The organism is Pseudomonas sp. ABa2 (assembly GCF_056676075.1).
Genome location: NZ_CM155239.1, coordinates 3,416,737 through 3,440,192, shown reverse-complemented (window position 1 = coordinate 3,440,192; position 23,456 = coordinate 3,416,737). Strand labels below are relative to the sequence as shown.

The 23,456-nt window shown below is 68.0% G+C and carries 26 protein-coding genes; 14 read left to right on the top strand and 12 right to left on the bottom strand.

Features of this window, described 5'->3' with window-relative positions; genetic code table 11:
• The first annotated feature begins 14 nt into the window (after window positions 1-14).
• Together AC1G9C_RS16735 and AC1G9C_RS16730 are read left to right on the top strand one after the other, a co-directional pair.
• The gene (locus tag AC1G9C_RS16735; RefSeq protein WP_480408244.1) at window positions 15-548 is read left to right on the top strand and encodes a DUF3087 domain-containing protein; all 534 of its coding nucleotides are present in this window, start codon (window positions 15-17) and stop codon (window positions 546-548) included.
• Window positions 549-697: 149 nt separating this feature from the next.
• The gene (locus tag AC1G9C_RS16730) at window positions 698-1,498 is read left to right on the top strand and encodes a substrate-binding periplasmic protein (RefSeq protein ID WP_480408243.1); all 801 of its coding nucleotides are present in this window, start codon (window positions 698-700) and stop codon (window positions 1,496-1,498) included.
• A gap of 89 nt (window positions 1,499-1,587) precedes the next feature.
• On the opposite strand, the gene AC1G9C_RS16725 is transcribed toward AC1G9C_RS16730, so the two are convergent.
• Window positions 1,588-1,815 carry a DUF2798 domain-containing protein gene (locus AC1G9C_RS16725; protein WP_021444438.1) on the bottom strand — a complete coding sequence of 76 codons (228 nt, stop codon included), beginning with the start codon at window positions 1,813-1,815 and terminating at the stop codon, window positions 1,588-1,590.
• 62 nt (window positions 1,816-1,877) lie between these two features.
• Complete coding sequence (locus AC1G9C_RS16720) at window positions 1,878-2,375, bottom strand: DUF2938 domain-containing protein (RefSeq protein ID WP_480408242.1); 498 nt, start codon at window positions 2,373-2,375, stop codon at window positions 1,878-1,880.
• 82 nt (window positions 2,376-2,457) lie between these two features.
• On the opposite strand from AC1G9C_RS16720, the gene AC1G9C_RS16715 reads away from it, so the two are divergent.
• Window positions 2,458-2,877 (top strand): helix-turn-helix domain-containing protein, encoded by a 420-nt coding sequence (locus tag AC1G9C_RS16715; protein ID WP_021444440.1) that lies wholly within the window; start codon window positions 2,458-2,460, stop codon window positions 2,875-2,877.
• A gap of 66 nt (window positions 2,878-2,943) precedes the next feature.
• Here AC1G9C_RS16715 and AC1G9C_RS16710 read toward each other — a convergent pair whose 3' ends face one another.
• The 4 genes from AC1G9C_RS16710 to AC1G9C_RS16695 all read right to left on the bottom strand — a co-directional run bounded on the left by AC1G9C_RS16710 (window position 2,944) and on the right by AC1G9C_RS16695 (window position 6,245).
• Window positions 2,944-3,411 (bottom strand): hypothetical protein, encoded by a 468-nt coding sequence (locus AC1G9C_RS16710; RefSeq protein WP_480408241.1) that lies wholly within the window; start codon window positions 3,409-3,411, stop codon window positions 2,944-2,946.
• 177 nt (window positions 3,412-3,588) lie between these two features.
• Entirely contained in the window at window positions 3,589-4,146 is a 558-nt protein-coding gene (locus AC1G9C_RS16705; RefSeq protein WP_122107494.1) for a COG3904 family protein, read from the bottom strand.
• A 66-nt stretch (window positions 4,147-4,212) separates the two neighbouring features.
• Complete coding sequence (locus tag AC1G9C_RS16700) at window positions 4,213-5,430, bottom strand: MFS transporter (protein ID WP_480408240.1); 1,218 nt, start codon at window positions 5,428-5,430, stop codon at window positions 4,213-4,215.
• 110 nt (window positions 5,431-5,540) lie between these two features.
• The gene (locus AC1G9C_RS16695) at window positions 5,541-6,245 is read right to left on the bottom strand and encodes a glutathione S-transferase N-terminal domain-containing protein (protein ID WP_021441944.1); all 705 of its coding nucleotides are present in this window, start codon (window positions 6,243-6,245) and stop codon (window positions 5,541-5,543) included.
• A 297-nt stretch (window positions 6,246-6,542) separates the two neighbouring features.
• On the opposite strand from AC1G9C_RS16695, the gene AC1G9C_RS16690 reads away from it, so the two are divergent.
• From AC1G9C_RS16690 to AC1G9C_RS16665, 6 genes are all read left to right on the top strand, one after another.
• Window positions 6,543-6,980, top strand: coding sequence for an HIT family protein (locus AC1G9C_RS16690; protein WP_480408239.1), 438 nt, complete (start codon window positions 6,543-6,545; stop codon window positions 6,978-6,980).
• A gap of 103 nt (window positions 6,981-7,083) precedes the next feature.
• Window positions 7,084-7,602: a putative adhesin gene (locus AC1G9C_RS16685; RefSeq protein WP_480408238.1), complete on the top strand. Its 519-nt coding sequence runs from the start codon at window positions 7,084-7,086 to the stop codon at window positions 7,600-7,602.
• A 113-nt stretch (window positions 7,603-7,715) separates the two neighbouring features.
• Window positions 7,716-8,141 (top strand): 3-isopropylmalate dehydratase, encoded by a 426-nt coding sequence (locus tag AC1G9C_RS16680; protein WP_480408237.1) that lies wholly within the window; start codon window positions 7,716-7,718, stop codon window positions 8,139-8,141.
• Between the two features lie 148 nt (window positions 8,142-8,289).
• Window positions 8,290-9,177, top strand: coding sequence for a LysR substrate-binding domain-containing protein (locus AC1G9C_RS16675; RefSeq protein ID WP_480408236.1), 888 nt, complete (start codon window positions 8,290-8,292; stop codon window positions 9,175-9,177).
• 95 nt (window positions 9,178-9,272) lie between these two features.
• Window positions 9,273-10,391 carry an agmatine deiminase gene (aguA, locus tag AC1G9C_RS16670; RefSeq protein WP_480408235.1) on the top strand — a complete coding sequence of 373 codons (1,119 nt, stop codon included), beginning with the start codon at window positions 9,273-9,275 and terminating at the stop codon, window positions 10,389-10,391.
• 2 nt (window positions 10,392-10,393) lie between these two features.
• Window positions 10,394-11,479 carry an extracellular solute-binding protein gene (locus AC1G9C_RS16665; protein WP_480408234.1) on the top strand — a complete coding sequence of 362 codons (1,086 nt, stop codon included), beginning with the start codon at window positions 10,394-10,396 and terminating at the stop codon, window positions 11,477-11,479.
• Between the two features lie 7 nt (window positions 11,480-11,486).
• Here the strand turns inward: AC1G9C_RS16665 and AC1G9C_RS16660 are convergent, their stop codons facing one another.
• Entirely contained in the window at window positions 11,487-12,098 is a 612-nt protein-coding gene (locus AC1G9C_RS16660) for a LysE family translocator (RefSeq protein WP_480408233.1), read from the bottom strand.
• A gap of 200 nt (window positions 12,099-12,298) precedes the next feature.
• On the opposite strand from AC1G9C_RS16660, the gene AC1G9C_RS16655 reads away from it, so the two are divergent.
• A complete protein-coding gene (locus AC1G9C_RS16655; RefSeq protein WP_480408232.1) occupies window positions 12,299-13,837 on the top strand; it encodes a methyl-accepting chemotaxis protein in 1,539 nt (512 codons plus the stop codon).
• A gap of 3 nt (window positions 13,838-13,840) precedes the next feature.
• On the opposite strand, the gene AC1G9C_RS16650 is transcribed toward AC1G9C_RS16655, so the two are convergent.
• Window positions 13,841-15,451, bottom strand: a complete 1,611-nt coding sequence (locus AC1G9C_RS16650) for an FMN-binding glutamate synthase family protein (protein ID WP_480408231.1) — start codon at window positions 15,449-15,451, stop codon at window positions 13,841-13,843.
• Between the two features lie 146 nt (window positions 15,452-15,597).
• The gene (locus AC1G9C_RS16645; RefSeq protein ID WP_480408230.1) at window positions 15,598-16,671 is read right to left on the bottom strand and encodes a hypothetical protein; all 1,074 of its coding nucleotides are present in this window, start codon (window positions 16,669-16,671) and stop codon (window positions 15,598-15,600) included.
• Between the two features lie 322 nt (window positions 16,672-16,993).
• On the opposite strand from AC1G9C_RS16645, the gene AC1G9C_RS16640 reads away from it, so the two are divergent.
• Genes AC1G9C_RS16640 through AC1G9C_RS16630 form a run of 3 tightly spaced genes read left to right on the top strand, consistent with a single transcriptional unit; the run spans window position 16,994 to window position 18,993 of the window.
• Entirely contained in the window at window positions 16,994-18,115 is a 1,122-nt protein-coding gene (locus AC1G9C_RS16640; protein WP_031303016.1) for a beta-ketoacyl-ACP synthase III, read from the top strand.
• A gap of 48 nt (window positions 18,116-18,163) precedes the next feature.
• Window positions 18,164-18,766, top strand: coding sequence for an RNA polymerase sigma factor (locus AC1G9C_RS16635; RefSeq protein WP_021443647.1), 603 nt, complete (start codon window positions 18,164-18,166; stop codon window positions 18,764-18,766).
• Window positions 18,760-18,993, top strand: a complete 234-nt coding sequence (locus AC1G9C_RS16630; protein ID WP_480408229.1) for an anti-sigma factor family protein — start codon at window positions 18,760-18,762, stop codon at window positions 18,991-18,993. The genes AC1G9C_RS16635 and AC1G9C_RS16630 overlap by 7 nt, the downstream gene beginning before the upstream one ends.
• Before the next feature lie 25 nt (window positions 18,994-19,018).
• Here AC1G9C_RS16630 and AC1G9C_RS16625 read toward each other — a convergent pair whose 3' ends face one another.
• The 3 genes from AC1G9C_RS16625 to phhA all read right to left on the bottom strand — a co-directional run bounded on the left by AC1G9C_RS16625 (window position 19,019) and on the right by phhA (window position 21,567).
• A complete protein-coding gene (locus AC1G9C_RS16625) occupies window positions 19,019-20,215 on the bottom strand; it encodes an amino acid aminotransferase (protein WP_480408228.1) in 1,197 nt (398 codons plus the stop codon).
• Window positions 20,212-20,565 carry a 4a-hydroxytetrahydrobiopterin dehydratase gene (locus AC1G9C_RS16620; RefSeq protein WP_021443225.1) on the bottom strand — a complete coding sequence of 118 codons (354 nt, stop codon included), beginning with the start codon at window positions 20,563-20,565 and terminating at the stop codon, window positions 20,212-20,214. The genes AC1G9C_RS16625 and AC1G9C_RS16620 overlap by 4 nt, the downstream gene beginning before the upstream one ends.
• A gap of 216 nt (window positions 20,566-20,781) precedes the next feature.
• Window positions 20,782-21,567 (bottom strand): phenylalanine 4-monooxygenase, encoded by a 786-nt coding sequence (gene phhA, locus AC1G9C_RS16615; protein ID WP_397496283.1) that lies wholly within the window; start codon window positions 21,565-21,567, stop codon window positions 20,782-20,784.
• Between the two features lie 258 nt (window positions 21,568-21,825).
• Between phhA and AC1G9C_RS16610 the strand changes: the two genes are divergently transcribed.
• A complete protein-coding gene (locus AC1G9C_RS16610; RefSeq protein ID WP_021443223.1) occupies window positions 21,826-23,379 on the top strand; it encodes a sigma-54-dependent phenylalanine hydroxylase transcriptional regulator PhhR in 1,554 nt (517 codons plus the stop codon).
• Window positions 23,380-23,456 lie beyond the last annotated feature (77 nt).

Here is a 23,456-nt window from a genome sequence, read left to right as displayed (position 1 = left end):
GAGAATTGTCTGTCATGTTCGAAATCACCCCCATCAATCCCGAGCACTACCGCCAGCAGACCCGCCGCAGCACGCTGCTGATCGCGGTCATCTTCCTGGCGCTGGCCATGCTCTGCGCCACCGCCAGCACCCAGCTGTTCGGCACGCCCGGCGGCGACAATTTCCGCTGGAACCTGCTCGGGGTGCTGGCCGGCCTGGGCCTGACCGTCGCCTTGGTGCGCCTGCAGCTGTGGTCGCGGCCCTTGATGGCGGCGGCGGTGTACGGTTGGCGGCTCAAGCGCAGCCTGATGCGCGTGACCAATGTCATGCACCACGTAAAAGCCGGCGTGGCCCAGGGCGACGCCAGCGCGATGAAGCTGCTGCGCTTCTATCACCTGGGTCTGACCCAGATGCACCAGCTCGACGGCAACTCCAGCGAGCTGAGCCAGATGGTGCGCGAGATCGACGCGCACTGCGAAGCCATGCAGGCGCAGGGGCTGGAACTGGAGCAGAACCGCCTCGACCCGGCCTGGCTGGAGCGGGTAAAGGGCTTCGCGGCCACGCGCTAAGAGCCGCTACGGGCGTTATCCCCAGGTTCAGCCTGACGCGACGACGTCTCGTCGGCGTCGTCGCACGCGCTGGCCATGGCGCTTTGCCATCCACCCGCGCTTTCCCTAGACTCGGGCATATCGGTCCCCTGTAGTCCCGAGAGTCGCCTTTGACGCTATCTGCAGTTCGTCCCCCGCTGGCTCGCCCAGGTGCCCTGCGCCGCTTCCTGCTGCTGCTTACGCTGTTGCCGGGGCTGGCCGGGGCGAACTGCGAACTGTCGCTGCGCTGGGATCACGACCCGCCCTTCAGCATGGAGCTGGAGGACGGCTCGGTCGGCGGCATCTATATCGACCTCAATCGCGCGGTGTTCGCCCGCCTGGGCTGCCAGGCGCGCTTGGTACGCCTGCCCTGGGCCAGGGCGCTGCTGGAGCTGGAGCAGGGCCGCCTCGACGTCCTGCCCGGCACCTTCCGCAAGCCGGAACGCGAGGCCTACGCGCACTTCTCCGGCGTCATTCTCCAGCCGTCGCGCAATATCCTCTTCCTGCGCCGCGATGCGGCGCAGCGCTGGCCGCTGGATAACCTGCTGCAACTGCGCGACACGCCGCTGCGCCTCGGCGCGCAGATCGGCGTGTCCTACGGGGCGGACTACCAGACGCTGATGGCCGACGAGGCCTTCGCCAGCCGCGTGGTGCTCAACGCCACTCGTCTGAACCTATGGCAGATGGTCGCCCGGCGACGCATCGACGGCCTGATCGCCGACGAACATTCTGGCCGTTTCGAACTGCAGAGCCTGGGGCTGAGCGAGCATATCCGCCCGACCGCCGTGGTGGTGTCCAGCGACGCGGCGGAGGTGGCCTTCAGCAGGAAGAGTGTGCAGCCCGAGTTCGTGCAGAACTACGCCGCCGCCCTGCGCGGGCTGGTGGAGGACGGCAGCTACGCCCGCATCGAACGGCGCTACCTGGGCCCCTGAGTGCGCGCGGCCATCGGCGCTGCCCTGTCGGGCATGGCCCGATAAGGGCGATCACGACATCTGGCGCCGACTCTCCCGGGCGCAACCGGCTATTTGCTGGTCACCAGCACCCTGACCAGCCTCTGGGTCAGCGGCGCCACCAGCAGCACGGTAGGGAAGGCGAACAGCCAGGCCGTCAGCCAGGCGCTCAGCCAGAGTGTTGCGAACTGCGGCGCCAGTCCTGTGGCGCGCAGGGTGGCGATGCCCGAGACCAGCAGCGACATCAGGCCGGAAAGGATCAGGGCGAACAGCAGGGGGGCGTATTTCGGCGAAATCATCGAATGTTCTCCAGTGGTGGTGCCGGCACGCAGGCTCGGCGGGGTTGGGGCGAAGGTGTGGCTCAGGCTGGTAGCGCGGCCAGCAGACTGGCGCTCAGGTACAGGCCGAGGCCGAACACGCCATGGGTGGCCAGGCTTTTCAGGCAGTTCTTCAGCGGCGTCGGCGTGTGGCGCGAAACGATGCCGGCGCCCATCGCCGGCTGGATCAGCAGCAGCGGCACGGCCACGGTGACCAGGCCCAGCGCCAGGGCCGGCAGTAGTGAGGGACGCGCAGCCCAGCCCGGACCGGTGAGAATCAGCAGCAGGGCGGCGAAGACGATGCCGGTGGCGTAGTGGACGAGCCAGCCCAGCGCCAGTTCGCCGCGAACCGGCGCCGTCCTGGCGATGGCGGTGTGACGGACCCGGCCGCGCAGCAGGTGGCCGACCCAGCGACCGACCAGGGCGAAACTCAGGGTGGCGATGCCCAGGCGCCGCAGGAGCAGCAACCAGGCGTCCATCACCAGGGTGGCGCCGGCGCCTATGGCGAATATCGGCAAGAGATCGTGCAGTAACGGGTTCATTTTGGGGCCTCACTCGGGTTGACCATTGCTGGCTTCGATGTGAGGCTACAAGTTCAAGTGAACTTGAAGTCAAGGGGTGTGCATGGATATCGCCGAAGTCGCCAGGCGTTCCGGTCTGCCAGCATCGACGCTGCGTTTCTACGAGGAGAAGGGCTTGCTGCGGGTGCTCAACCGGCAGGGCGAGCGGCGCCGTTTCGCCGCGCAGGTATTGGATCAGCTGGCGCTGATCTCCCTCGGCCAGTCCGCCGGGTTCAGCTTGGACGAGATCCGCAACATGCTGACCAGCCATGGCGAACCGCAAATCGATCGCCAGGCGCTACTGGCCAAGGCCGACGAGATAGACGCCAGCATCAAGCGTCTGCGCGCCATGAGCCGGGGGCTGCGGCATGCCGCGGCCTGCCCGGCGCCGAGCCACGCCGAGTGCCCGACCTTCCAGCGCCTGCTCAAGGCTGCCGCCGCCGGCGCCCATGCGCGCAAGACCGGTAGGAAGAAAGCACGCTAGTGCGTTGTCTGCGCTGCGTCGCAGCCATGACCCCGGCGCGCCGGGCCTGGGCGTAGCGGGGCCAGCCTAGGCCGGCCCCCACAGGCTGATCTTGCTCGAGCCGGCGATGCTGCTGCCGTAGTTGCTGTCGGTTTTCTCCGAGTTGTTGGCGGCGGTGCCCCAGCTGCCGTGTTTGACGATGGCGAAGGCATGGCCGATGCCGGTGCCGCCGAAGTTGTTGGCCCCCGAGTTGACGGCGAAGTAGCGGCCATCCGCCAGCGTGCTCAGGCGTGGCTTGAGCGACAGCCAGGACTCGTCCAGGGCGACGTTGGCCAGCGGCAGCTGCGCGACGATGGTGGCGATGGCGTTGTCGTACTGCAGGGCGCTGGCGCTGCCCACCCAGCCGTTGGCGATGAACAGGTTGACCGCCGCGTTGACGCCGATGCCGAGGGTGCGGGAGAAGGCCATGGCCACGCAGTTCTGGTGGTAGGGCAGCATGCCGCCGGCCGGCGAATGGTTGTTGAGGGCGACGTTCTGAATCAGGGCTGAAACCATCGCGGGTACCTCCTTGTAGGGGGGACGGAGACAGGGCATGGGCCCGTCATGCAGCCTAGTCGCTGTCCGCGCGTTGCTCCCGGCGTGGCGATATGCGGCAGTGCGCCTCGCCTGTCCCGTCGCTGCTGGAGCGGGGCGAGTGGTCTCCCGGCCTGGGCGGCAGTGGTTTTGGGCGCCTCAGTGCAACCTGTAGCGCGCCAGGTCGTCCCTGCTCAGCAGGCGCAACTGGCCGGGGGCGGCGCGGTAGATGTCTTCGGCCAGGCCGATATCGACACCCATCTCGCGCAAGTAAGCGGCCGGGCTGAACGGCTGACTGCCGTGGGCGGCCTGCGCCTGGGCCGAGTCGCCGGCGGCGAAGGGCGGGCGACGCAGGGCGACGTGACCCTTGACGATCTTGCGCTTGCCGGCCGCCAGCAGGTAGACGCAGCTGCCCTGGCAGACCCCATCGGACGGCACCAGCGCCTCGAAGCCGGTCTCGCGCAGCAGGCGGCCCATGCGCATCGCCTCCGGGGCGCTGCCGCCGATGCTGTCGAGCAGGACGATCTTGCGGCTGTAGCTGCCCGGATGGGCACGCAGGCCCTGCAGCAGTTTCTCGTAGTCGCCGGGGGCGATCTCTTCGGAAATCTTCGCCGCCAGCAGGCCGTCCCGCGCCTCGACCTCGACCCGGGCCTGCGCGCCGAGCGCGGCGAGGGCGAGGCTGCAGAGGAGGAGGGGGCGAAGCAGGCGCGGATTCATGGGCGACTCGATGGGCAAGGGCGGTTGGCGTTGGCGACAGAAGATACCTGCCGCTGGCGCGCCGTGCTAGCTCGCCGCCGGCTCGGCGGGCGCCGTCGCGACCCGCTGCACCTGCCAGGCCCAGGCGAACAGGCCGAGGCCGAGCACGGCGGTGGCCGCGCCGATATAGCCGGTGACCGTCCAGCCCAGGCCGGCGCCGATGGCCAGGCCGCCGAGCCAGGGGCCGAGGGCGTTGGCGATGTTGAAGGCGGCGTGGTTGGAGGCCGCGGCCAGGGTCTGCGCGCCGGTGGCCACGTCCATCAGGTGGGTCTGCAGCGCCGGGCCGAGGGCGATCATGGTGCCCAGGGCGAAGATCGCCGGGGCCACGCTCCACACCGATTGCGCCGCCAGCGGCATCAACAGAAGCACCAGCGCGCTCCACAGCAGAATCCAGGCCACCGCCTTGAAGCGCAGGCGGTCGAACAGCCAGCCGCCGGCGCTGTTGCCGACGATGCAGCCGGCGCCGAAGAGCGCCATCGCCAGCGGAATCCAGCCCGGTTGCACGCCGGTCACCTGCAGCAGGGTGGGCGCCATGTAGGCGAACACGCAGAACATCCCGGCGAAGCCGATCGAACCGATGGCCATGGCCAGCCAGATCGGCGCGCGGTTGAAGGCACGCAGCTCGCCGATCGGGCTGGAGCGTTGCTCGTTGCGATCGGTCGGCAGGAAGATCGCCACCATGGCGATGGTGGTGATGGCGATCACCCCGACCAGGGCGAAGGCGTAACGCCAGCTCAGGCCCTGGCCGAGCCAGGTGGCCAGCGGGTTGCCGATCAGGATGGCGACGGTGAGACCGGCCAGCACCCGGCTCACCGCCTTGGCCCGCTTGTGCGGCGGCGCCATGTTCGCCGCCACCAGCATGGCGATGCCGAAGTAGGCGCCATGCGGCAGGCCGGCGACGAAGCGGAACAGCATCAGCGACAGGTAGTCCGGGGCCAGGGCGCTGGCGAAGTTGCCGAGGGCGAAGCAGCCCATCAGCAGCAACAGCAGGATGCGCCTGGGCAGGCGCGCACCGAGCAGGGCGAGGATCGGCGCGCCGACCATCACGCCGAGGGCGTAGGCGCTGATCACGTGGCCGACCTGCGGCTCGCTGATGCCCAGGTCGGCGGCGACGTTGGGCATCAGGCCCATGATGGCGAATTCGCCGGTGCCGATGGCGAAGCCGCCGAGGGCCAGGGCGAGTTGAATGAGAAGGATCGCGCCAGGCGACAGGTTGGTCGCGGCGCTGGCGGCGTGGTCGTTCATGAATAACCTTGGGCGGGGAGGGCAAACGGCCGGCGCATTATAGGCCCCCGACAGCGCGTCGGGGGATTGGCAATGGCTCTAGATCGGCGCTTTCGTCGAACTCGGGGGCGTCAGCCGCGCGCGGGGATGTTCAGGCCGCGCTGCACGGCGGGGCGGGCGAGGAAGGCCTCGAGCACGCGGCGCACGTTGGCGAAGCGCTCGAACTCGACCAGCTCGCCGGCCTCGTAGAAGCCCACCAGGTTGCGTATCCAGGGAAAGGTGGCGATATCGGCGATGCTGTATTCGCTGCCCATGATCCAGTCGCGGCCTTCGAGGTGCTGGTCGAGCACGCCGAGCAGGCGCTTGCTCTCCGCCACGTAGCGGTCGCGCGGACGCTTGTCCTCGTAGTCGCGGCCGGCGAAGCGGTGGAAGAAGCCGAGCTGGCCGAACATCGGGCCGACGCCGCCCATCTGCCACATCAGCCACTGGATCGCCTGATAGCGCGCACCGGCAGCCTGCGGCAGCAGCTGGCCGGTCTTCTCCGCCAGGTAGAGCAGGATGGCGCCGGACTCGAACAATGCCAGCGGCTCGCCGTTCGGACCAACGGGGTCGAGGATGGCGGGAATCTTGTTGTTCGGGTTGAGCGAGAGAAACGCTTCGCTGAACTGGTCGTTGCTGTCGAAGCTGACCAGATGCGGCTCATAGGCCAGGCCGGTTTCCTCCAGCATGATCGACACCTTGACCCCGTTGGGCGTGGGCAGCGAGTAGAGCTGTAGGCGCTCGGGGTGCTGGGCGGGCCATTTGCGGGTGATGGGGAACTGGGCGAGGTCGGTCATGTGAACTCCATGGCGGATGGGACGGCGACGGGATGCGGGCGATCAGAACACGCGGGGTGCGGGCGAGGGAAATCGATCCTGCTGCTAATGCCCATCGACCCGGGCGATGCCGGCAGGTTCCCGATGCTCGGGCCGGGTATGGGCGCCAGCGTTGCGCCGGTCAACCGCCGGTTTCCTAAGCGCCGGCGAGGCGGGACATGGGGACGCGAGCCATACGGCGGTGAAGCGCCGGTTTCCTGGGAGCGGGCTAGGCGGTATGGTGCGAGCTTTCCTCCACCCGGCACGGAGCCCATCGGCATGAGTCTGCACGGTACCTACGATCCCCAGAACATCTTCGCCCAGATCATTCGCGGCGAAGCGCCCTGCTACAAGCTCTACGAAGACGACGAGGTGCTGGCCTTCCTCGACCTGTTCCCGCAGTCCTACGGCCACAGCCTGGTGATTCCCAAGCGCGCCGCCGCGCGCAATATCCTCGAGATCGACGAGGCCAGCCTGGCCAAGGTGATGGCCGTGGTGCAGAAGCTCACCCGCGCCCTGGTCGAGGAGCTGGAGCCGGCCGGGGTGCAGGTGGCGCAGTTCAACGGCGCGCCGGCCGGGCAGACGGTGTTCCATATCCATATGCACGTGATCCCGCGCTTCCCCGGCGAGCAACTGGGCATCCACGCGGCGAACAAGGCCGATCCGGCTGAGCTGGAAGCGCTGCAGGCGCGGCTGGTCAGGCGCTTGCACGGCTGAGGCGACGGCCTGCGTGGCGCGCAGGGGAGTGGACTGCTAGCTTGACCCGGTCGCTTGCGACTGGGTTCAAGCAGTGTCATCCACTTCTTCGAGGGACCGAGCCATGAAACTGGCGGAAATGCACGACGACGTGTTCCTGCGCAACATCATGGTTTTCGCCGGACACGGCGGTTATTGCAGGGTCTACAAGCAACGGCCGAAACACATCCGGGTGCCGGAGGGCACCACCATCACCTTCTGGTGCTCGGACGGTCACGCCCAGTTCCAGGGGCTGGACACCCTGGACAACGATATCGGCAAGCTGGTCGACGTCACCAATGGCCTGTCCGGCATGTGCAAATCCATGCGTGACAAGCAACTGGCGTTGCCCGAAACCTACGAGGCGGGCGACCAGGTGCGCAACTACGTGCTGCTCGCTCCGGACAACCTGAAGCTGGGCGAGGCGCGAGCCCTGTCGCGGCTGGCCACGGTCAAGCAACCCGGCCTGGGCCAGACCAAGGGCGTGTTTCTCGAGGACCTGCTGTACAACTACCGCGGCAGGAACTGCCACTGGGCAGCCTGCCGCAACGTGATCCATATGGCCGATACGCTGCTGGACGGTGGCGAACTGCTGAGCGACTAGCCGCCGCGGTGCGGTGCCTGCCGGCGAGTAGCGGTGAGCGGGTTTTGGCACTTGAGCTGCCGCCTGCCTGCGCCAATACTCAGGCGGCATCCACCGCGCCCATGGAGGGCCTCATGCGTTCGCTTCTTATCGCTCTGCCGTTGTTGCTGCTGGCCGGCTGCTCGTCCTTTCGCGGCGACCCGGAACATGTCCGCCCGGTGCCGGCCGAGCGCCTGCTGGCCTTTCAGGAGGCCCGCGCGGGCAGCGCGCAGATCGTGGTCAATCGCGACTTCGGCATGCTGGGCGGCGGCTGCTACGTGGCCATCGAAGTGGATCGCCAGGTCGCCGCGCGCATCGGCGTCGGCGAGGTGGCGACCTTCCAGGTACGGCCCGGCACCCGCGTGGTGGGCATCACTTTGGACAAGCAGGACGACACCCTGTGCAGCATGGGCCGCCTGCTGCGCGAGCTGGCGGTGCCGGTCAAGGCCGGCGAAAGCCATGCCTTCCGTATCGTCAGCCAGAACAAGGGCGGCTTCGATATCCGCCCGGATGCGCCCTGACGGCGCTTGCGCGGGCGTGTGCATGTCGTCATCCTGGCCGCTGCTTGGGTAGGGTGCGCCCCGGGCATCGCCGCGGCTCCGCTGCGCATGGCTTGTCGGCTGTGCGCGCCTGAGCCAGGATGCCGCTTTTGCCGGAACCGGGATCGCCATGCGCCGCCTGCCTTCGCTCACCGCCCTGCGCACCTTCGAGGCCGCCGCGCGGCATGCCCATTTCGGTCGCGCCGCCGCCGAGCTGTGCGTCACCGACAGCGCGGTGAGCCACCAGATTCGCCAGCTGGAAGAGCAGCTCGGTACCGCGCTGTTCCAGCGCGAGGGCCGTCAGGTGCGGCCGACGCCGCAGGCGCGGCGTCTCTTGCACAGCCTGCAGCAGGCCTTCGAGCTGATCGGTGAGGCCTGCGACGAACTGCGCGACCCCGGCTCGCAGGCGCAGCTGCGCATCGCGGTGACCGTGGAGCTGGCGCAGAAGTGGTTGGTCGGGCGCCTGGCCGATTTCGCCGAACGCCACCCGCAGATCACCCTGCACCTGCACGAGCAGCCACTGGAGGCGTCGTTGCCCGGTGCCGAGATCGACCTGGCGATCACCTACGGCACCGGCCCCGAGGACGCCAGCGCCTACTTCGTGCGGCCGCTGCCGACCCTGCAGTTCTTCCCTGTGTGCAGCCCCGGCCTGTTCAACCAGCTGCCGCTCAAGCACCCGCGCGATCTCGCCCGCCACTGCCTGCTGCACGACGACCAGGACGGCAAGACCTGGACCGCCTGGCTGACCACCCACGCCGGCGACATCCAGCCGGCGCGCCATCTCTACCTGGGTCATGCCGGGCTGACCATGGAAGCCGCGGCGCGCGGCCAGGGCGTGGCCATCGGCGACAACCTGACCAGTGCCGAGGACCTGGCCAGCGGCCGCCTGGTGCGCCCGTTTGCCGCCCAGGTGGCCTCGCTGGGGCAGTACGCGCTGGTCTGCGAACGCCTGCGTCTGGATAAACCGGCGGTGGCCAGCTTCATCGAATGGTTCACCGATCAGCTGGTCGACCTGTGAACTGAATTCAGCTATCCCGCGATAATGGTCATTGGTCGCGGCCGCTCTGCCGCGGGTACTGTCGGGGCACTTCCAGCCAATGAGAGACCCGCACCATGGCCCGTACCCTGACCTCCCTGCCCAAGGCCGACGGCTTCCGCCTGCCCGGCGAATTCGAACCCAAGGCCCGCTGCTGGCTCGGCTGGCCGGAGCGCCCGGACGTGTGGCGCAACGGCGGCAAGCCGGCGCAGAAGGTCTGGGTGGAGATCGTCAGCGCCATCGCCAGCAGCGAGCCGGTCACCGTGTGCGCCTCGGCGGCGCAGTACGCCAACGCCCGCCGCCAGTTGCCGGCCCAGGTGCGGGTGGTCGAGATGACCTGCAACGACACCTGGTTCCGCGACAGCGGCCCGGCCTTCCTGGTCAACGACGAGTCCGGCGAAGTGCGCGGTGTGGACTTCGAGTTCAACGCCTACGGCGGCCTCGACGGCGGCCTCTACTACCCCTGGGACAAGGACGACCAGATCGCCCAGAAGATCCTCGAGATCGAAGGCCTCGAGCGCTACCGCGCGCCCTTTATCGCCGAGATGGGCGGCATCCAGAGCGACGGCCAGCGCACCCTGCTGACCACCGAGCAGTGCCTGCTCAACCGCAACCGCAACGCCCACCTGGGCAAGGACGAGATGACCCGGCGCCTGCAGAACTACCTGGGCGCCGAGCAGGTGATCTGGCTGCCGCGCGGCTGCAAGTTCGATGAAACCGACGGCCATATCGACGACCTGGCCTGCTTCGTCCGCCCCGGCGTGGTGGTGATGCAGTGGACCGACGACCGCCGCGACCCGCAGTGGGAAATCTACCAGGAGGCCTACGACATCCTGCGCAGCACCCGCGACGCCCGTGGCCGCGCGCTGGAGGTGCACAAGCTGCCGCAGCCGCGCGTACTGGAATGGACGGCGGCCGAGGCCGAGGGCCTGGACCAGGACGACGCCACCCACACCCGCCAGGCCGGCACGCAGATCTGCGCCTCCTACATCAACTACTACGCCGGCAACTCGGCCATCGTCCTGCCGCTGTTCGGCGATGCCAACGACCGCATCGCCCAGGCCACCCTGGCCGAGCTGTTCCCCAGGCACCGCATCCTCGGCATCGACAACTCGCGGGAAATCCTCCTCGGCGGCGGCAACGTGGCCTGCATCACCATGCCGCAATACGCCGCGCCCCAGCGCCAGGAGGTATAGCCATGCGTCTGTCCGCACTCTGCATTGCCCTCGGCTTGTCCGCCGCCGCGCAGGCGGCGGAGCCCGCCAAGCAGGTCAATCTGTATATCTGGAACGAGTACCTGGCGCCGGACACCCTGGCGTCCTTCGAGGCCAAGACCGGCATCCGCGTGGTGGTCGATCACTTCGATTCGCTGGAAACCGTGGAAACCAAGCTGCTCACCGGCGGCAGCGGCTACGACCTGGTGCTGACCGCCGGCCAGCACCTGAGCCGGGCCATCGCCAGCGGCGCGCTGCAGGAGCTGGACAAGTCGCGCCTGCCGCACTTCGCCGGGCTGGATGCGGAGTTCACCGCGCACATGGCCGCGTTCGATCCGGGCAACCGTTACGCCGGGCTGTACGTCTGGGGCACCACCGGCTTCGGCTACCAGCAGGAGGCCATCGCCGCGCGCATGAGCGACGCGCCGACCGGCAGCTGGGCGATGTTGATGGACCCGGCCGTGGTGGCGCGCTTCGCCGACTGCGGGGTGAGCTTGCTCAACGACCCCAACGAGGTGTTCGCCGCCGCCTTCCGCTACCTGGGGCTGGATATCAACCGGCAGAACCTCGACGACCTCAAGGCCGCCGAGGCCCACCTGGCCAAGGTCAGGCCGCATATCCGCTACTTCGACAACGACCGCAATATCAGCGACCTGGCCAACGGCAACACCTGCCTGGCGATGGCCTGGAACGGCAACGTCGCCATCGCTGCGGCGCAGGCCGAGCAGGCCGGCAAGGACTACCGACTGAGCTACCGCATCCCCCGCGAGGGCGCGCTGATCTGGTTCGACGCCATGGTCATCCCGGCGGACGCACCGCACCCCGAGGCCGGCCTGGCGCTGATGGACCACCTGATGAGCCCCGAGGTGATCGGCGCCATCAGCAACAGCATCTACTACGCCAACGCGGTGCCGGCGGCCGACGCCTTCGTCGACCCGGCGCTGCTCGCCGACCCCGGCACCTACCCGCCGGCCGAGCTGCGCGCCACGCTGTACAGCAAGAACGACAACGGCCGCGAGTTCAACCGCGCCCTGACCCGCGCCTTCAGTCGGCTGAAATCGGGCAAGTAGCGGCCCCTCAGCGGCTCAGCGGCAGGGCGGCGCCCATCAGCGCGAACAGGCCGCCGCAGCCGCGATTGAAGCCGCGGCCGCTGCGCTCCAGCCAGGGACGGATGCGCTGCGCCATGCGCGCCAGCAGGTATTCCACCAGGCCTTCGACCAGGGCGAAGGTCAGCGCCATCACCGCGAACTGCTGCCACAGGCTGCGCGCCGGGTCGAGGAACTGCGGCAGGAAGGCGCCGAAGAACAGGATCACCTTGGGGTTGGACAGCGCCGCCAGCAGGCCCTGGCGAAACAGTGCGGCGGCAGGTTTCTGCGCGCCCTGGCCGGCGACCGTCAGGTGCAGCGCCGGCGCCCGCCAGAGCTGGATGCCGAGCCAGATCAGGTAGACGCCGCCGATCCACTTGAGCACCAGCAGGGCATCGGCCGAGGCCTTGAGCAGGGCGGCCAGGCCGAACATCGACAGGGCCATCAGCAGGGCGAAGCCGAGCACGCCGCCGAACACCGTCCAGCTGGCCTTGCGGTGACCGTAGAGCGCGCCGTGGGTCAGCGCCAGCAGGCCGTTGGGACCGGGCGTCAGCGACAGGCCGATCACGGCGACGAGAAACAGCAACCAGGTATGCAGGGCCATGATGCGATCCAGGGCGGCGGGAGGGTGCTGCGAGTCTGGCTCAGCGCGCGTAGCGGGTAAAGGGAGGGCGGCGGTGCGTGAAGGTTTGCTGTAATGGCACTTTGCTCGTGTCTATCGTCGCTTTATTGCACAAGCGTGCTAGATTTCAGTCGCCAATAAGAACAAATCGCCCCATTCGCGTGCCTGCCAGGGAGGCTTCTATGTTCAGCCAATTCCATCTGCAAGCCGACCGCCTGATGCTCGGGGTGCTCTGGCTCATCACCCTGTATGCCTTCGGCCTGGCCTTCTGGCACGACACCTGGGCCGCCGCGCTGGTGATCGGCGGCGGCACGGCCTCGAGCCTGAGCCTGCTGTACCGGCTGATCGGCGGCAGCCGCGCTTACCGCTGCCTGATGGGCGTGGCCTTCATGGTGCTGGCCGCGCTGCATATCCAGCAGAGCCACGGCATGCTGGAGATGCACTTCAGCGTCTTCGTGCTGCTGGCCTTTCTGCTCTATTACCGCGACTGGCTGCCGATTCTCTGTGCGGCCGCGGTCATCGCCGTGCATCACGTGGCGTTCTTCGCCCTGCAGCAGGGCGGCGCCGGGGTCTGGGTGGTGCGCGGCGACGGCGGCTGGCCGGTGATCTTCATCCACGCCGCCTACGTGGTGGCGGAAACCCTGGTGCTGCTGGTACTGGCCGTGCACGGTGCACGCGAGGCGGCGGCCAGCGAGGACCTGCAGCGCACCTCGGCGCACCTGCTGCGCGAGGGCGAGCCGGTCGACCTGGCCTACCGCAGCGGCGCCGGCAATCGCCTGGCGCAGCGCTTCAACCGCTTTCTCGGTTTGCTCGATCAACTGGTCAGCCGGGTGGTCGCCGCCGGCGGCGAGTTGCACGACACCAGCCGTCACCTGAGCCGCTCCACCGCCGAGCTGAACCAGTGCGCCGAGGCCCTGCTGGGGGCCACCGCGCAGATGGGCGGCGCCATCGAACAGCTGACCCAGGCCGTGGTGCAGGTCTCGGCGGATGCTGAGCAGGCCGCGCACACCGCGCAGCAGGCCGACCGCGACGCCAGCGCCGGGGCGCAGGCGATCGGCGCCACGCAGACCGGCATTCTCGAGCTGGAGCGCGACCTGCAGGGCGCCGCCGAGGTGGTGCAGGCCCTGGCCGACAGCAGCCAGCAGATCGGCCGGGTGCTCGAGGTGATCGGCGCGGTGGCGGAGCAGACCAACCTGCTGGCGCTCAACGCCGCCATCGAGGCGGCGCGCGCCGGCGAACAGGGCCGCGGTTTCGCCGTGGTCGCCGACGAGGTGCGCCAGCTGGCGCGGCGCACCCAGCAGGCCACCGGCGAGATTCGCGAGCTGATCGCCAGCCTGCAGCAGGGCAGCGCGCGGGCGGTGGCGGCGATGCAGGCCAGCCACGCCGGGGTGGCGCGCTGCGTCGGCTACACCGAGCAGACCGTCGACCTGCTGGGCAACGTGCACCGCTCGATCGAGGCCATCCAGTCCATCGGCGTGTCGACCCGCGAGCAACTGGCGGCGACCAGCGAGGTGGGGCGGCTGATTCAGCAGGTGCGCAGCATCGCCGACGACACCGCGCGCGATGCCCAGGAGGTGGCGCACGACAGCCAGCGCCTGGAGCAGCTGGCCGGCAACCTGGGCCAACTGTGCAGCGAATTCCATGTCAGCGGCGCGGCGCCGGTGGTCGCCGATGTCGAGGTGGTCGCCAGCGCCGAAGACTATCGCTTACAGCCGGCCTGAGCCTCAGGCCGGCGCCGGCTCGAAGCTGTCGGCCCGCGCCATCCGCCACATGCGTTCGTAGAACTCGCCGCCGATCTGCCCGCCGAGCAGCTCGCCGGGGGCGAGGAACACGTGCTGCTGGGAAAACAGCTTGATCTCGGTGGCGGACATGCGCTGCACCAGGTGCTTGGCGTCGATCTGCGCGGGGTGCTCGAGGCCGGCGGCGGCGAGCATCTCGGCCAGCGCCTTGAGCGTGTTGCGGTGGAAGTTGTGCACCCGCTGAGCCTTGTCCTCGACCACCAGGGCGCGCTGACGCAGCGGGTCCTGGGTGGCCACGCCGGTCGGGCACTTGTTGGTGTGGCAGCTCTGGCTCTGGATGCAGCCGATGGCGAACATGAAGCCGCGCGCCGAGTTGGCCCAGTCGGCGCCGATGGCCAGCACCCGGGCGATGTCGAAGGCGCTGACGATCTTGCCGCTGGCGCCGAGCTTGATCTGGTCGCGCAGCTTGCAGCCGACCAGGGTGTTGTGGACGAACAGCAGGCCCTCGCGCAGCGGCACCCCGAGGTGATCGGTGAACTCCAGCGGCGCCGCGCCGGTGCCGCCTTCCTTGCCGTCGACCACGATGAAGTCGGGCAGGATGCCGGTCTCCAGCATGGCCTTGGCGATGGCCATGAACTCCCAGGGATGGCCCAGGCAGAACTTGAAGCCCACCGGTTTGCCGCCGGAGAGTTCGCGCAGCCTGGCGATGAACTGCAGCAGCTCGATGGGGGTGGCAAAGGCGCTGTGGCGCGACGGCGAGATGCAGTCCTGGCCCATGGGCACGCCGCGGGTGCTGGCGATTTCCGCGGTGACCTTGTGCTTGGGCAGGATGCCGCCGTGGCCGGGCTTGGCGCCCTGGCTGAGCTTGATCTCGATCATCTTCACCTGCGGATCGCAGGCTTGGGCGGCGAAGCGTTCGGGGTCGAACTGGCCGTCGTCGGTGCGGCAGCCGAAGTAGCCGCTACCGAGCTCCCACACCAGGTCGCCGCCGTGCTCGCGGTGGTAGGGGCTGATGCTGCCTTCGCCGGTGTCGTGGTAGAAGTTGCCGAGCCTGGCGCCCTGGTTCAGCGCGCGGATGGCATTGGCGCTGAGCGAGCCGAAGCTCATCGCCGAGACGTTGAACAGCGAGGCCGAGTACGGCTGGCGGCACTGCCGCCCGCCGATCGGCACGCGAAAGCTGCAGGGGTCGCTCAACGGCGCCGGGCGCATGGAGTGGCTGATGAACTCGAAGCCGTTCTGGTACACGTCGCTCAAAGTGCCGAAGGGCTTGTCGGCACCCTCGTTCTTGGCCCGCGCGTAGACCAGCGAGCGCTGCGCGCGGGAGAACGGCAGCTGCTCGCTATCGCCTTCGAGCAGGTACTGGCGGATCTCCGGGCGGATGCCCTCGACCAGGTAGCGGATATTGCCCAGGATCGGGTAGTTGCGCCGCACCGCCTGGCGCGTCTGCAGCAGGTCGCCGATGCCGATCAGGCTGAGTGTGGCGGCGAGCAGGGTGAAGGGCCACAGCCATTCGTGCTGGAGAAAGGGCAGGCTGGCCAGGGTGAACAGCGCACAGAAGGCGAAAAAGGCGTAGCGGCTGAGTAGCGAGAGATTCATGTGGGCTCCGGCGTCCTGATGGCGCAAAGCTTCACTCTAGACGCCTGGCGCCAGTCCGGGTCAAGTCCGATGTGCATCGCGGTGGCTGCGCCGGGCCATCGCGCGCGTTCCTGGCAACCCCCTGCCTGTCGGCAGGGGGCGGGGGTTCAGCGGTTGACGCTCTTGAAGTTGTCGTCCGAAGGCTCCTTGGTATAGGCGCCGAGGTCGTGCACCAGCTTCGTGCTGCCGTTCATCAAGGTGCCGATGCGGCTGTCGGCGGTGCGCGCCGAGGCGGCCTGGTTGCTGCTGCCGCTGATCGGCGGCGGGTTGAAGCTGAATGACCAGAGGTAGTGCCAGACGGCGGCATTGTGCTTCTCGGTCTGCTGGGTGGCGTTGAAGTACCAGGGCTTGAGTTCGGTGAACGCGGTCATGTTCATCAGGCCGGTATTGGCGTCGCCGACGAACACCGTGCTGGTCACCGCCGAGGTGCGGTACGCCTCGAAGATCACCCCCTTGCCTTTCAGTTCGCTGACGTAGCTGCGGCACACTTCTCCGACCCAGCGATTGTTCAGCCAGCTCTTGGCCTGATTGGAATAGAAGGGATCGAGCAGGGCCACGCGCTTCGGCAGCAGGTGGCTGTTGAGGCTGCCGGCACTGACCGCATCGCTGATTTTCTTGGTCAGGACGATGGCCAGCTGGTTGCCCAGCGAGTGGCCGAGCAGGCGGATGTTGTTGCCGCTGTAGCTGGCCAGGTTGGCCTTGTAGTGATCGAACAGCAGGTCGCCGGCCGACTTGTTCGGACCGCTGCTGTAGACCCCGCTGCTGTTGCGCCAGCGCATGCCGCGCGGGCCGCTGGCGCTCCAGATCTTGGCTTCGGCGTCCTTCACCTCGCCCTCGTCGGCGAACTGGTTCCAGTACAGGATGCCGACATTGTAGCCGGCGACGAGCCAGGCATGGGCCAGGTCCAGATCCGGGCCGCCGGCATCCTTGCGGTTGAAGGTTTCGCGGTTTTTCCTCTGGGTAGCGCCGTTCTGCCAGCCGTGGATGTAGATGACGGTGGGTTTGCTGTTGCTGAAATAGGCATTGCTCTGGCCGGGCACGGCTTTCTGCCAGCTGTCGCCGTAGCCGAACCAGTACAGACCATGATCGAGGTTCTGGAAGGTGCTGTCGGGGAAGACGCCGACGGCGGCCTGGGTCAGGGAAGAGAAGCCCAGTACGAGCAGCAAGAGGAACTGGCGCATGGCGGGACCTTTTATTGTTATGAGGTGCCAGCAGCCTATAGATTGTCGGACAATTTCGAATCGCCCAAACGGGTGAGCGCTCCGCGCTTGGCGCCGCTGTGTGCGCCATGGCCCGTTGTGCTCATCTTTGCCTCAATAGCCGTTCTATTGTCCGCTAAACGCTTGTCAGCAGAGCGGACGAAGGCCCTGTGCCTGTGGCAAACTCAGCGGCCAGTAGCAGAACGTGGCAGCGTTCGGCCAGCCTTTTTACCACTTGGCCCTGTTGGCCAAGGTTCAGCGCATAACCGGCCGCTGCTTGCGGTCGAGAACAAGAGGAATGACCGTGCATAACGTCGTGATCAGTGGTACCGGCCTGTACACCCCGGCCAACAGCATTTCCAACGACGAACTGGTGGCATCCTTCAATGCCTACGTGCAGCAATTCAATGCCGACAACGCCGAGGCCATCGCCCGCGGCGAGGTCGAGGCGCTGACCGAGTCGAGCAGTGCCTTCATCGAGAAGGCCTCCGGGATCAAGAGCCGTTTCGTCATCGACAAGGCCGGCATCCTCGACCCGCAACGCATGGTGCCGCGCATCCCCGAGCGTTCCAACGAAGACTGGGGCATCCTCTGCGAGATGTCCGTGGCCGCGGCCAAGCAGGCGCTGGAGCGCGCCGGCAAGACCGTCGCCGACATCGACGGGGTGATAGTCGCCTGCTCCAACCTGCAGCGCGCCTACCCGGCGGTAGCCATCGAAGTGCAGGCCGCGCTCGGCATCGACGGCTGGGGCTACGACATGAACGTCGCCTGCAGCTCGGCCACCTTCGGCATCCAGGCCGCCACCAACGCTGTGCAGACCGGCCAGGCGCGGGCCATCCTGATGGTCAACCCGGAAATCTGCACCGGCCACCTGAACTTCCGCGACCGCGACAGCCACTTCATCTTCGGCGACGCCGCCACCGCGGTGATCATCGAGCGGGCCGACCTGGCCACCTCCCCGTATCAGTGGGACATCCTCGGCACCAAGCTGCTGACCCAGTTTTCCAACAACATCCGCAACAACTTCGGCTTCCTCAACCGCGCCGCGGAAGAGGGCGTGGGTGCCCGCGACAAGCTGTTCGTCCAGGAAGGCCGCAAGGTGTTCAAGGACGTCTGCCCGATGGTCGCCGAGCTGATCGCCGCGCACCTGGCGGAAAACCAGCTCAACGTCGGCGACGTCAAGCGCTTCTGGCTGCACCAGGCCAACCTCAACATGAACCTGCTGATCGCGCGCAAGCTGCTCGGCCGCGACGCCGAGCCCCACGAGGCGCCGGTGATCCTCGACACCTACGCCAACACCAGCTCGGCCGGTTCGGTGATCGCCCTGCACAAGCATCAGGACGACCTGGCCAGCGGCAGCCTCGGCGTGCTCAGCTCGTTCGGCGCCGGTTATTCCATCGGCAGCGTGATCCTGCGCAAGCGCTGATCCTGCCAACGCGGCTGCGGTGCGCGCGGCGCACCCTCGGGGAGAGCCATGACGGACGGCGATCTGCTGGAGCGTCTACTGGCCGGCGAGCAGCAGGCCTATCGCGAGCTGGTCGCCACCTACCAGGGGGCGATGCGTGCGGTGGCCTACGCCATAGTCGGCAGTCGCCATGCCGACGAGGTGGTGCAGGACGCCTGGCTCGCCGTGGTGCGCAGCCTGGAGGGCTTCCAGGGCCGTGCCAGCCTGAAGACCTGGCTGCTGACCATCACCGCCAACACCGCCAAGACCCGCCTCAAGCACAATCGTCGCGAGGTGCTGCTCGACGACCTGCCGGGCCCGCACGGCAGCGTCGGCGAGGAGCGTTTCTCCGATGACGGTCACTGGCTGCTGGCGCCGCATGCCTGGCACCAGGACAGCCCGGAGGCCCTGCTGACCGAGCGCGAGCTGCGCGAGTGCCTGGACAAGACCCTGGCCAGCCTGTCCGAACTGCAGGCCAGCGTGCTGGTGCTGCGCGAGCGTCAGGGCCTGGAGCTGGAGGCGATCTGTAATCTTCTCGACATCTCGCTCTCCAATGTCCGCGTGCTGCTGCATCGTGCGCGCCTGAAAGTCTTCGCCACCCTGGAGCATTTCGAGGAGACCGGGCAATGCTGAACTGCAAGGAACTGGTGGCCCAGTCCAGCGATTTTCTCGACGGCCAGCTGAGCCTGCGCCAGCGCCTGGCGGTGCGCGCGCACCTGGCCATGTGCGTGCGCTGCCGGCGTTTCATTCGCCAGCTGAAACTGACCCAGGCGGTGCTGCGCCAGCTGCCCGAGGCTGCCGTGCCCGAACTGGAGGCCCTGGCCGCGCGTCTGGCCGAGGCGCGGCGCAGAGGCGACTGAGGGCGCTAGGCCCGCGTACCTGTGCTCAGCTGCAGACCTGCGCGATGGCGCTGGCCAACTGCTCCAGGCGGCCGGCATCCAGCCCGGCGACGTTGGCGCGCCCGCTGCCGACCATATAGACGCTGAATTCCTCGCGCAGGCGCTGCACCTGCACGGGCGTCAGGCCGGTGTAGGAGAACATGCCGCGCTGCTCGGCGATATGCGCGAAGCGCTCGCTCAACCCGTGCGGCGCCAGCGCCTCCACCAGACCGCGGCGCAGGCTGGCCACGCGCAGGCGCATGCCTTCCAGTTCGTCCTGCCACAGCTTCCTGAGCTCGGCGTCGCCGAGAATCTCCGCCACCACCGCGGCGCCGTGGGCCGGCGGCGTCGACCACAGGTTGCGGGCGAGATAGGCCAGTTGGCTGCGGATATCGACGAGCTTGCCGGCATCGCCAGCGCAGACGATCAGCGCGCCGGTGCGCTCGCGGTACAGACCGAAGTTCTTCGAGCAGGAGCTGGTGATCAGCAGCTCCGGCAGTTCGGCGGCGAACAGGCGCACCGCCCAGGCGTCCTGCTCCAGGCCGTCGCCGAAGCCCTGGTAGGCGAAGTCGATCAAGGGCAGCAGCTCGCGCGCCTTGACCACCTCCAGCACGCGCTTGAAGTCGCGCGGGCCGAGGTCGAAGCCGGTGGGGTTGTGGCAGCAGGCGTGCAGCAGCACCACGTCGCCCTTGGGCAGGTGGGCCAGCGCCGCGATCATCGCCTCCACGTCCAGGCGGTTGTCGGCGCCGACGTAGGGGTAGTGGCCGACCTTGAGCCCGGCCTCGGCGAACAGCGTCTCGTGGATCGGCCAGGTCGGGTCGCTCAGCCAGATACCGCGTCCCGGCAGGCAGTGGCGGATGAAATCGCCGGCCAGGCGCAGGGCGCCGGTGCCGCCAGGCGTCTGCGTGGCGCCGGCGCGCTGGCCGGCCAGCAGCGGCGAGTCCGTGCCCAGCACCAGCCGGCTGAGGCGCTCGCCGAAGGCCGCATCGCCATGGCCGCCGACATAGGTCTTGGTCTGTTCGCTGTCGAGCAGGCGCTGCTCGGCCAGCGTGACCGCACGCGGAATCGGCGTCAGGCCCTGGGCGTCCTTGTACACGCCGACGCCCAGGTCCAGCTTGGCCGCGTTGCGGTCCTGGCGATAGGCCTCCATCAGGCTCAGGATCGGGTCGCCCGGCACCCGGGCGACGCTGGCGAAATGGCTCACTTGCGACCCTCGGCAGCGGCGGCCAGCAGGTCGGTGCGCGCGGCCATGATGAAGTCGTTGCGGTGCAGGCCACGCATCTCGTGGCTCCACCAGGTGACGGTGACCTTGCCCCATTCGGTGAGCAGGGCCGGGTGATGGCCGACTTCCTCGGCGATGGCGCCGACCGCGTTGGTGAAGGCCAGGGCGTGGCGGAAGTTCTTGAACAGGTACACGCGCTCCAGCTCCATATGGTCGCCGCGTACCTCGATGTTCCAGTCCGGAATCTCGCGGATCAGTTCGGCCAGTTCTTCATCGGACACCTTCGGCGCATCGGCGCGGCAGGCTTCGCATTGGGCTTGGGCAAGGCTCATGGGTTTTCTCCTGATTTTTTGTAGCCCGGATGAAATCCGGGGTCATGTCTGCGGGCGATCCCGGATTTCATCCGGGCTACTCGCCCCAGAGTTCCAGGGTGAGCGTAGGTTGGGTTGAGCTTGCGAAGCCCAACAGGGAGCGCGTAGCGCTCCGCTCGACATTGCTCGGCTAACGCAATGTTGGGCTTCGCCGGCTCAACCCAACCTACAGGATGGTCAGGCCGCCTTGGGCGGAAACTTCGGCGCGTGCAGGCCCATCCGCATGGCCTGGTGCACCAGCGCCATGATGTCCTGGTGGGCCAGCTCGAACAGGCGCTTGAGCTCGGGCAGGACGAAATACAGCGGCTGCAGGATGTCGATGCGGTAGGGCGTGCGCATCGCCTCCAGCGGGTCGAAGGCCTGGTGCTCGGGCGCGTCGGACAGGGCGTAGAGGGTCTCCTTCGGCGAGGAGAGGATGCCGCCGCCGTAGATGCGCCGGCCGGCCGGGGTGTCGACCAGGCCGAACTCGATGGTCAGCCAGTACAGCCGCGCCAGGTACACGCGCTCTTCCTTGCTCGCCTGCAGGCCGAGCTTGCCGTAGGTGTGGGTGAATTCGGCGAACCAGGGGTTGGTCAGCAGCGGGCAGTGGCCGAAGATCTCGTGGAAGATGTCCGGCTCCTGCAGGTAGTCCAATTCTTCCGGGGTGCGGATAAAGGTGGCCACCGGAAACTGCTTGCTGGCCAGCAGCTCGAAGAAGGTCTGGAACGGGATCAGCGCCGGCACCCGCGCCACCCGCCAGCCGGTGCTGGCCTCGAGCACCCGGTTGATCTCGCCGAGCTGGGGGATGCGCTCCAGCGGCAGGCCGAGCTGTTCGATGCCGTCCAGGTATTCCTGGCAGGCGCGGCCTTCGATCACCTTCAACTGGCGGGTGATCAGGGTGTTCCACACCTGGTGCTCGGCGTCGGGGTAGTGGATAAAACCGCTGTCGTCCGGTTCCCGGGCCAGGTACTGCGTGCCTTTCATCGATGCCTCCTGCGGGGGCTGTTGTTCTTGTCTTGGACAAAGAAGTAACCCGAGTGCGTGGACAGGGGCAGGGGCGGGCAGGGGGAGGGGCGGCAGTGGAACGGGCTAACCCGTAAAGAATGGATTACGGTGTCGGCGAAATCGCCGACTATCGCCTTGTCGCTGCGCTAGGCTGTCACATATTCTTGACGAAAATTACGCCGCCCGCGTCGATTTTCTCGCGGGGCGGCCCATAACAAGACAGACACGAGCCTTGCCATGCGTATCAAAGTCCACTGCCAGAACCGCGTCGGCATCCTGCGCGACATCCTCAACCTGCTGGTCGACTACGGCATAAACGTCGCCCGTGGCGAGGTCGGCGGCGAGCAGGGCAACGCCATCTACCTGCACTGCCCGAACCTGATCAACCTGCAGTTCCAGTCGCTGCGGCCCAAATTCGAGGCCATCCCCGGGGTGTTCGGCGTCAAGCGCGTCGGCCTGATGCCCAGCGAACGGCGCCACCTGGAGCTCAATGCGCTGCTCGGCGCGCTGGATTTTCCGGTGCTGTCGATCGACATGGCCGGCAGCATAGTGGCGGCCAACCGCAGCGCCGCCCAACTGCTCGGCGTGCGCGTCGACGAGGTGCCGGGCATGGCGTTGTCACGCTACGCCGAGGACTTCGACCTGCCCGAGCTGGTGCGCGCCAACAAGGCGCGGATCAACGGCCTGCGGGTGAAGATCAAGGGCGACGTGTTCCTCGCCGATATCGCCCCGCTGCAGAACGAGCACGACGACAGCGAGGCGCTGGCCGGCGCGGTGCTGACCCTGCACCGCGCCGACCGGGTCGGCGAGCGCATCTACCACGTGCGCAAGCAGGAGCTGCGCGGCTTCGACAGCATCTTCCAGAGCTCGAAGGTGATGGCCGCGGTGGTCAAGGAGGCGCGGCGCATGGCGCCGCTGGACGCGCCGCTGCTGATCGAGGGCGAGACCGGCACCGGCAAGGAGCTCTTGGCCCGTGCCTGCCACCTGGCCAGCCCGCGCGGCCAGTCGCCCTTTATGGCGCTCAACTGCGCCGGGCTGCCGGAGTCCATGGCCGAGACCGAGCTGTTCGGCTACGGCCCCGGCGCCTTCGAGGGCGCGCGCCCGGAAGGCAAGCTCGGCCTGCTGGAGCTGACCGCCGGCGGCACGCTGTTTCTCGACGGTGTCGGCGAGATGAGCCCGCGCCTGCAGGCCAAGCTGCTGCGCTTTCTGCAGGACGGCTGCTTCCGCCGCGTCGGCAGCGACGAGGAGGTCTATCTGGACGTGCGGGTGATCTGCGCCACCCAGGTCGACCTGTCCGAGCTGTGCGCCCGCGGCGAGTTTCGCCAGGACCTCTATCACCGCTTGAACGTTCTCTCGCTGCATATTCCGCCGCTGCGCGAATGCCTGGATGGGCTGACGCCGCTGGTGGAGCACTTCCTCGACCAGGCCAGCCGGCAGATCGGCTGCGCGCTGCCCAAGCTGGCGCCGGCGGTGCTGGACAAGCTGGCTCACTACCATTGGCCGGGCAACGTGCGGCAGCTGGAGAACGTGCTGTTCCAGGCGGTGTCGCTGTGCGACGGTGGCACGGTCAAGGCCGAGCACATCCGCCTGCCGGACTACGGCGCGCCGCAGCCCCTGGGCGAGTTCTCGGTGGAAGGCAGCCTCGACGACATCCTCGGGCGCTTCGAGAAGGCGGTGCTGGAGCGGCTGTACCACGATCATCCGAGCAGCCGCCAACTGGGCAAGCGCCTCGGCGTGTCGCACACCACCATCGCCAACAAGCTGCGCCAGCATGGGTTGGGCAAGGAGTAGGGGGAAGGGGCGTAGGGTGCGCCGCGCGCACCGACATCCCACTGGTCCGGTGGGTGCCCACGGCTTTGGTGCGCACG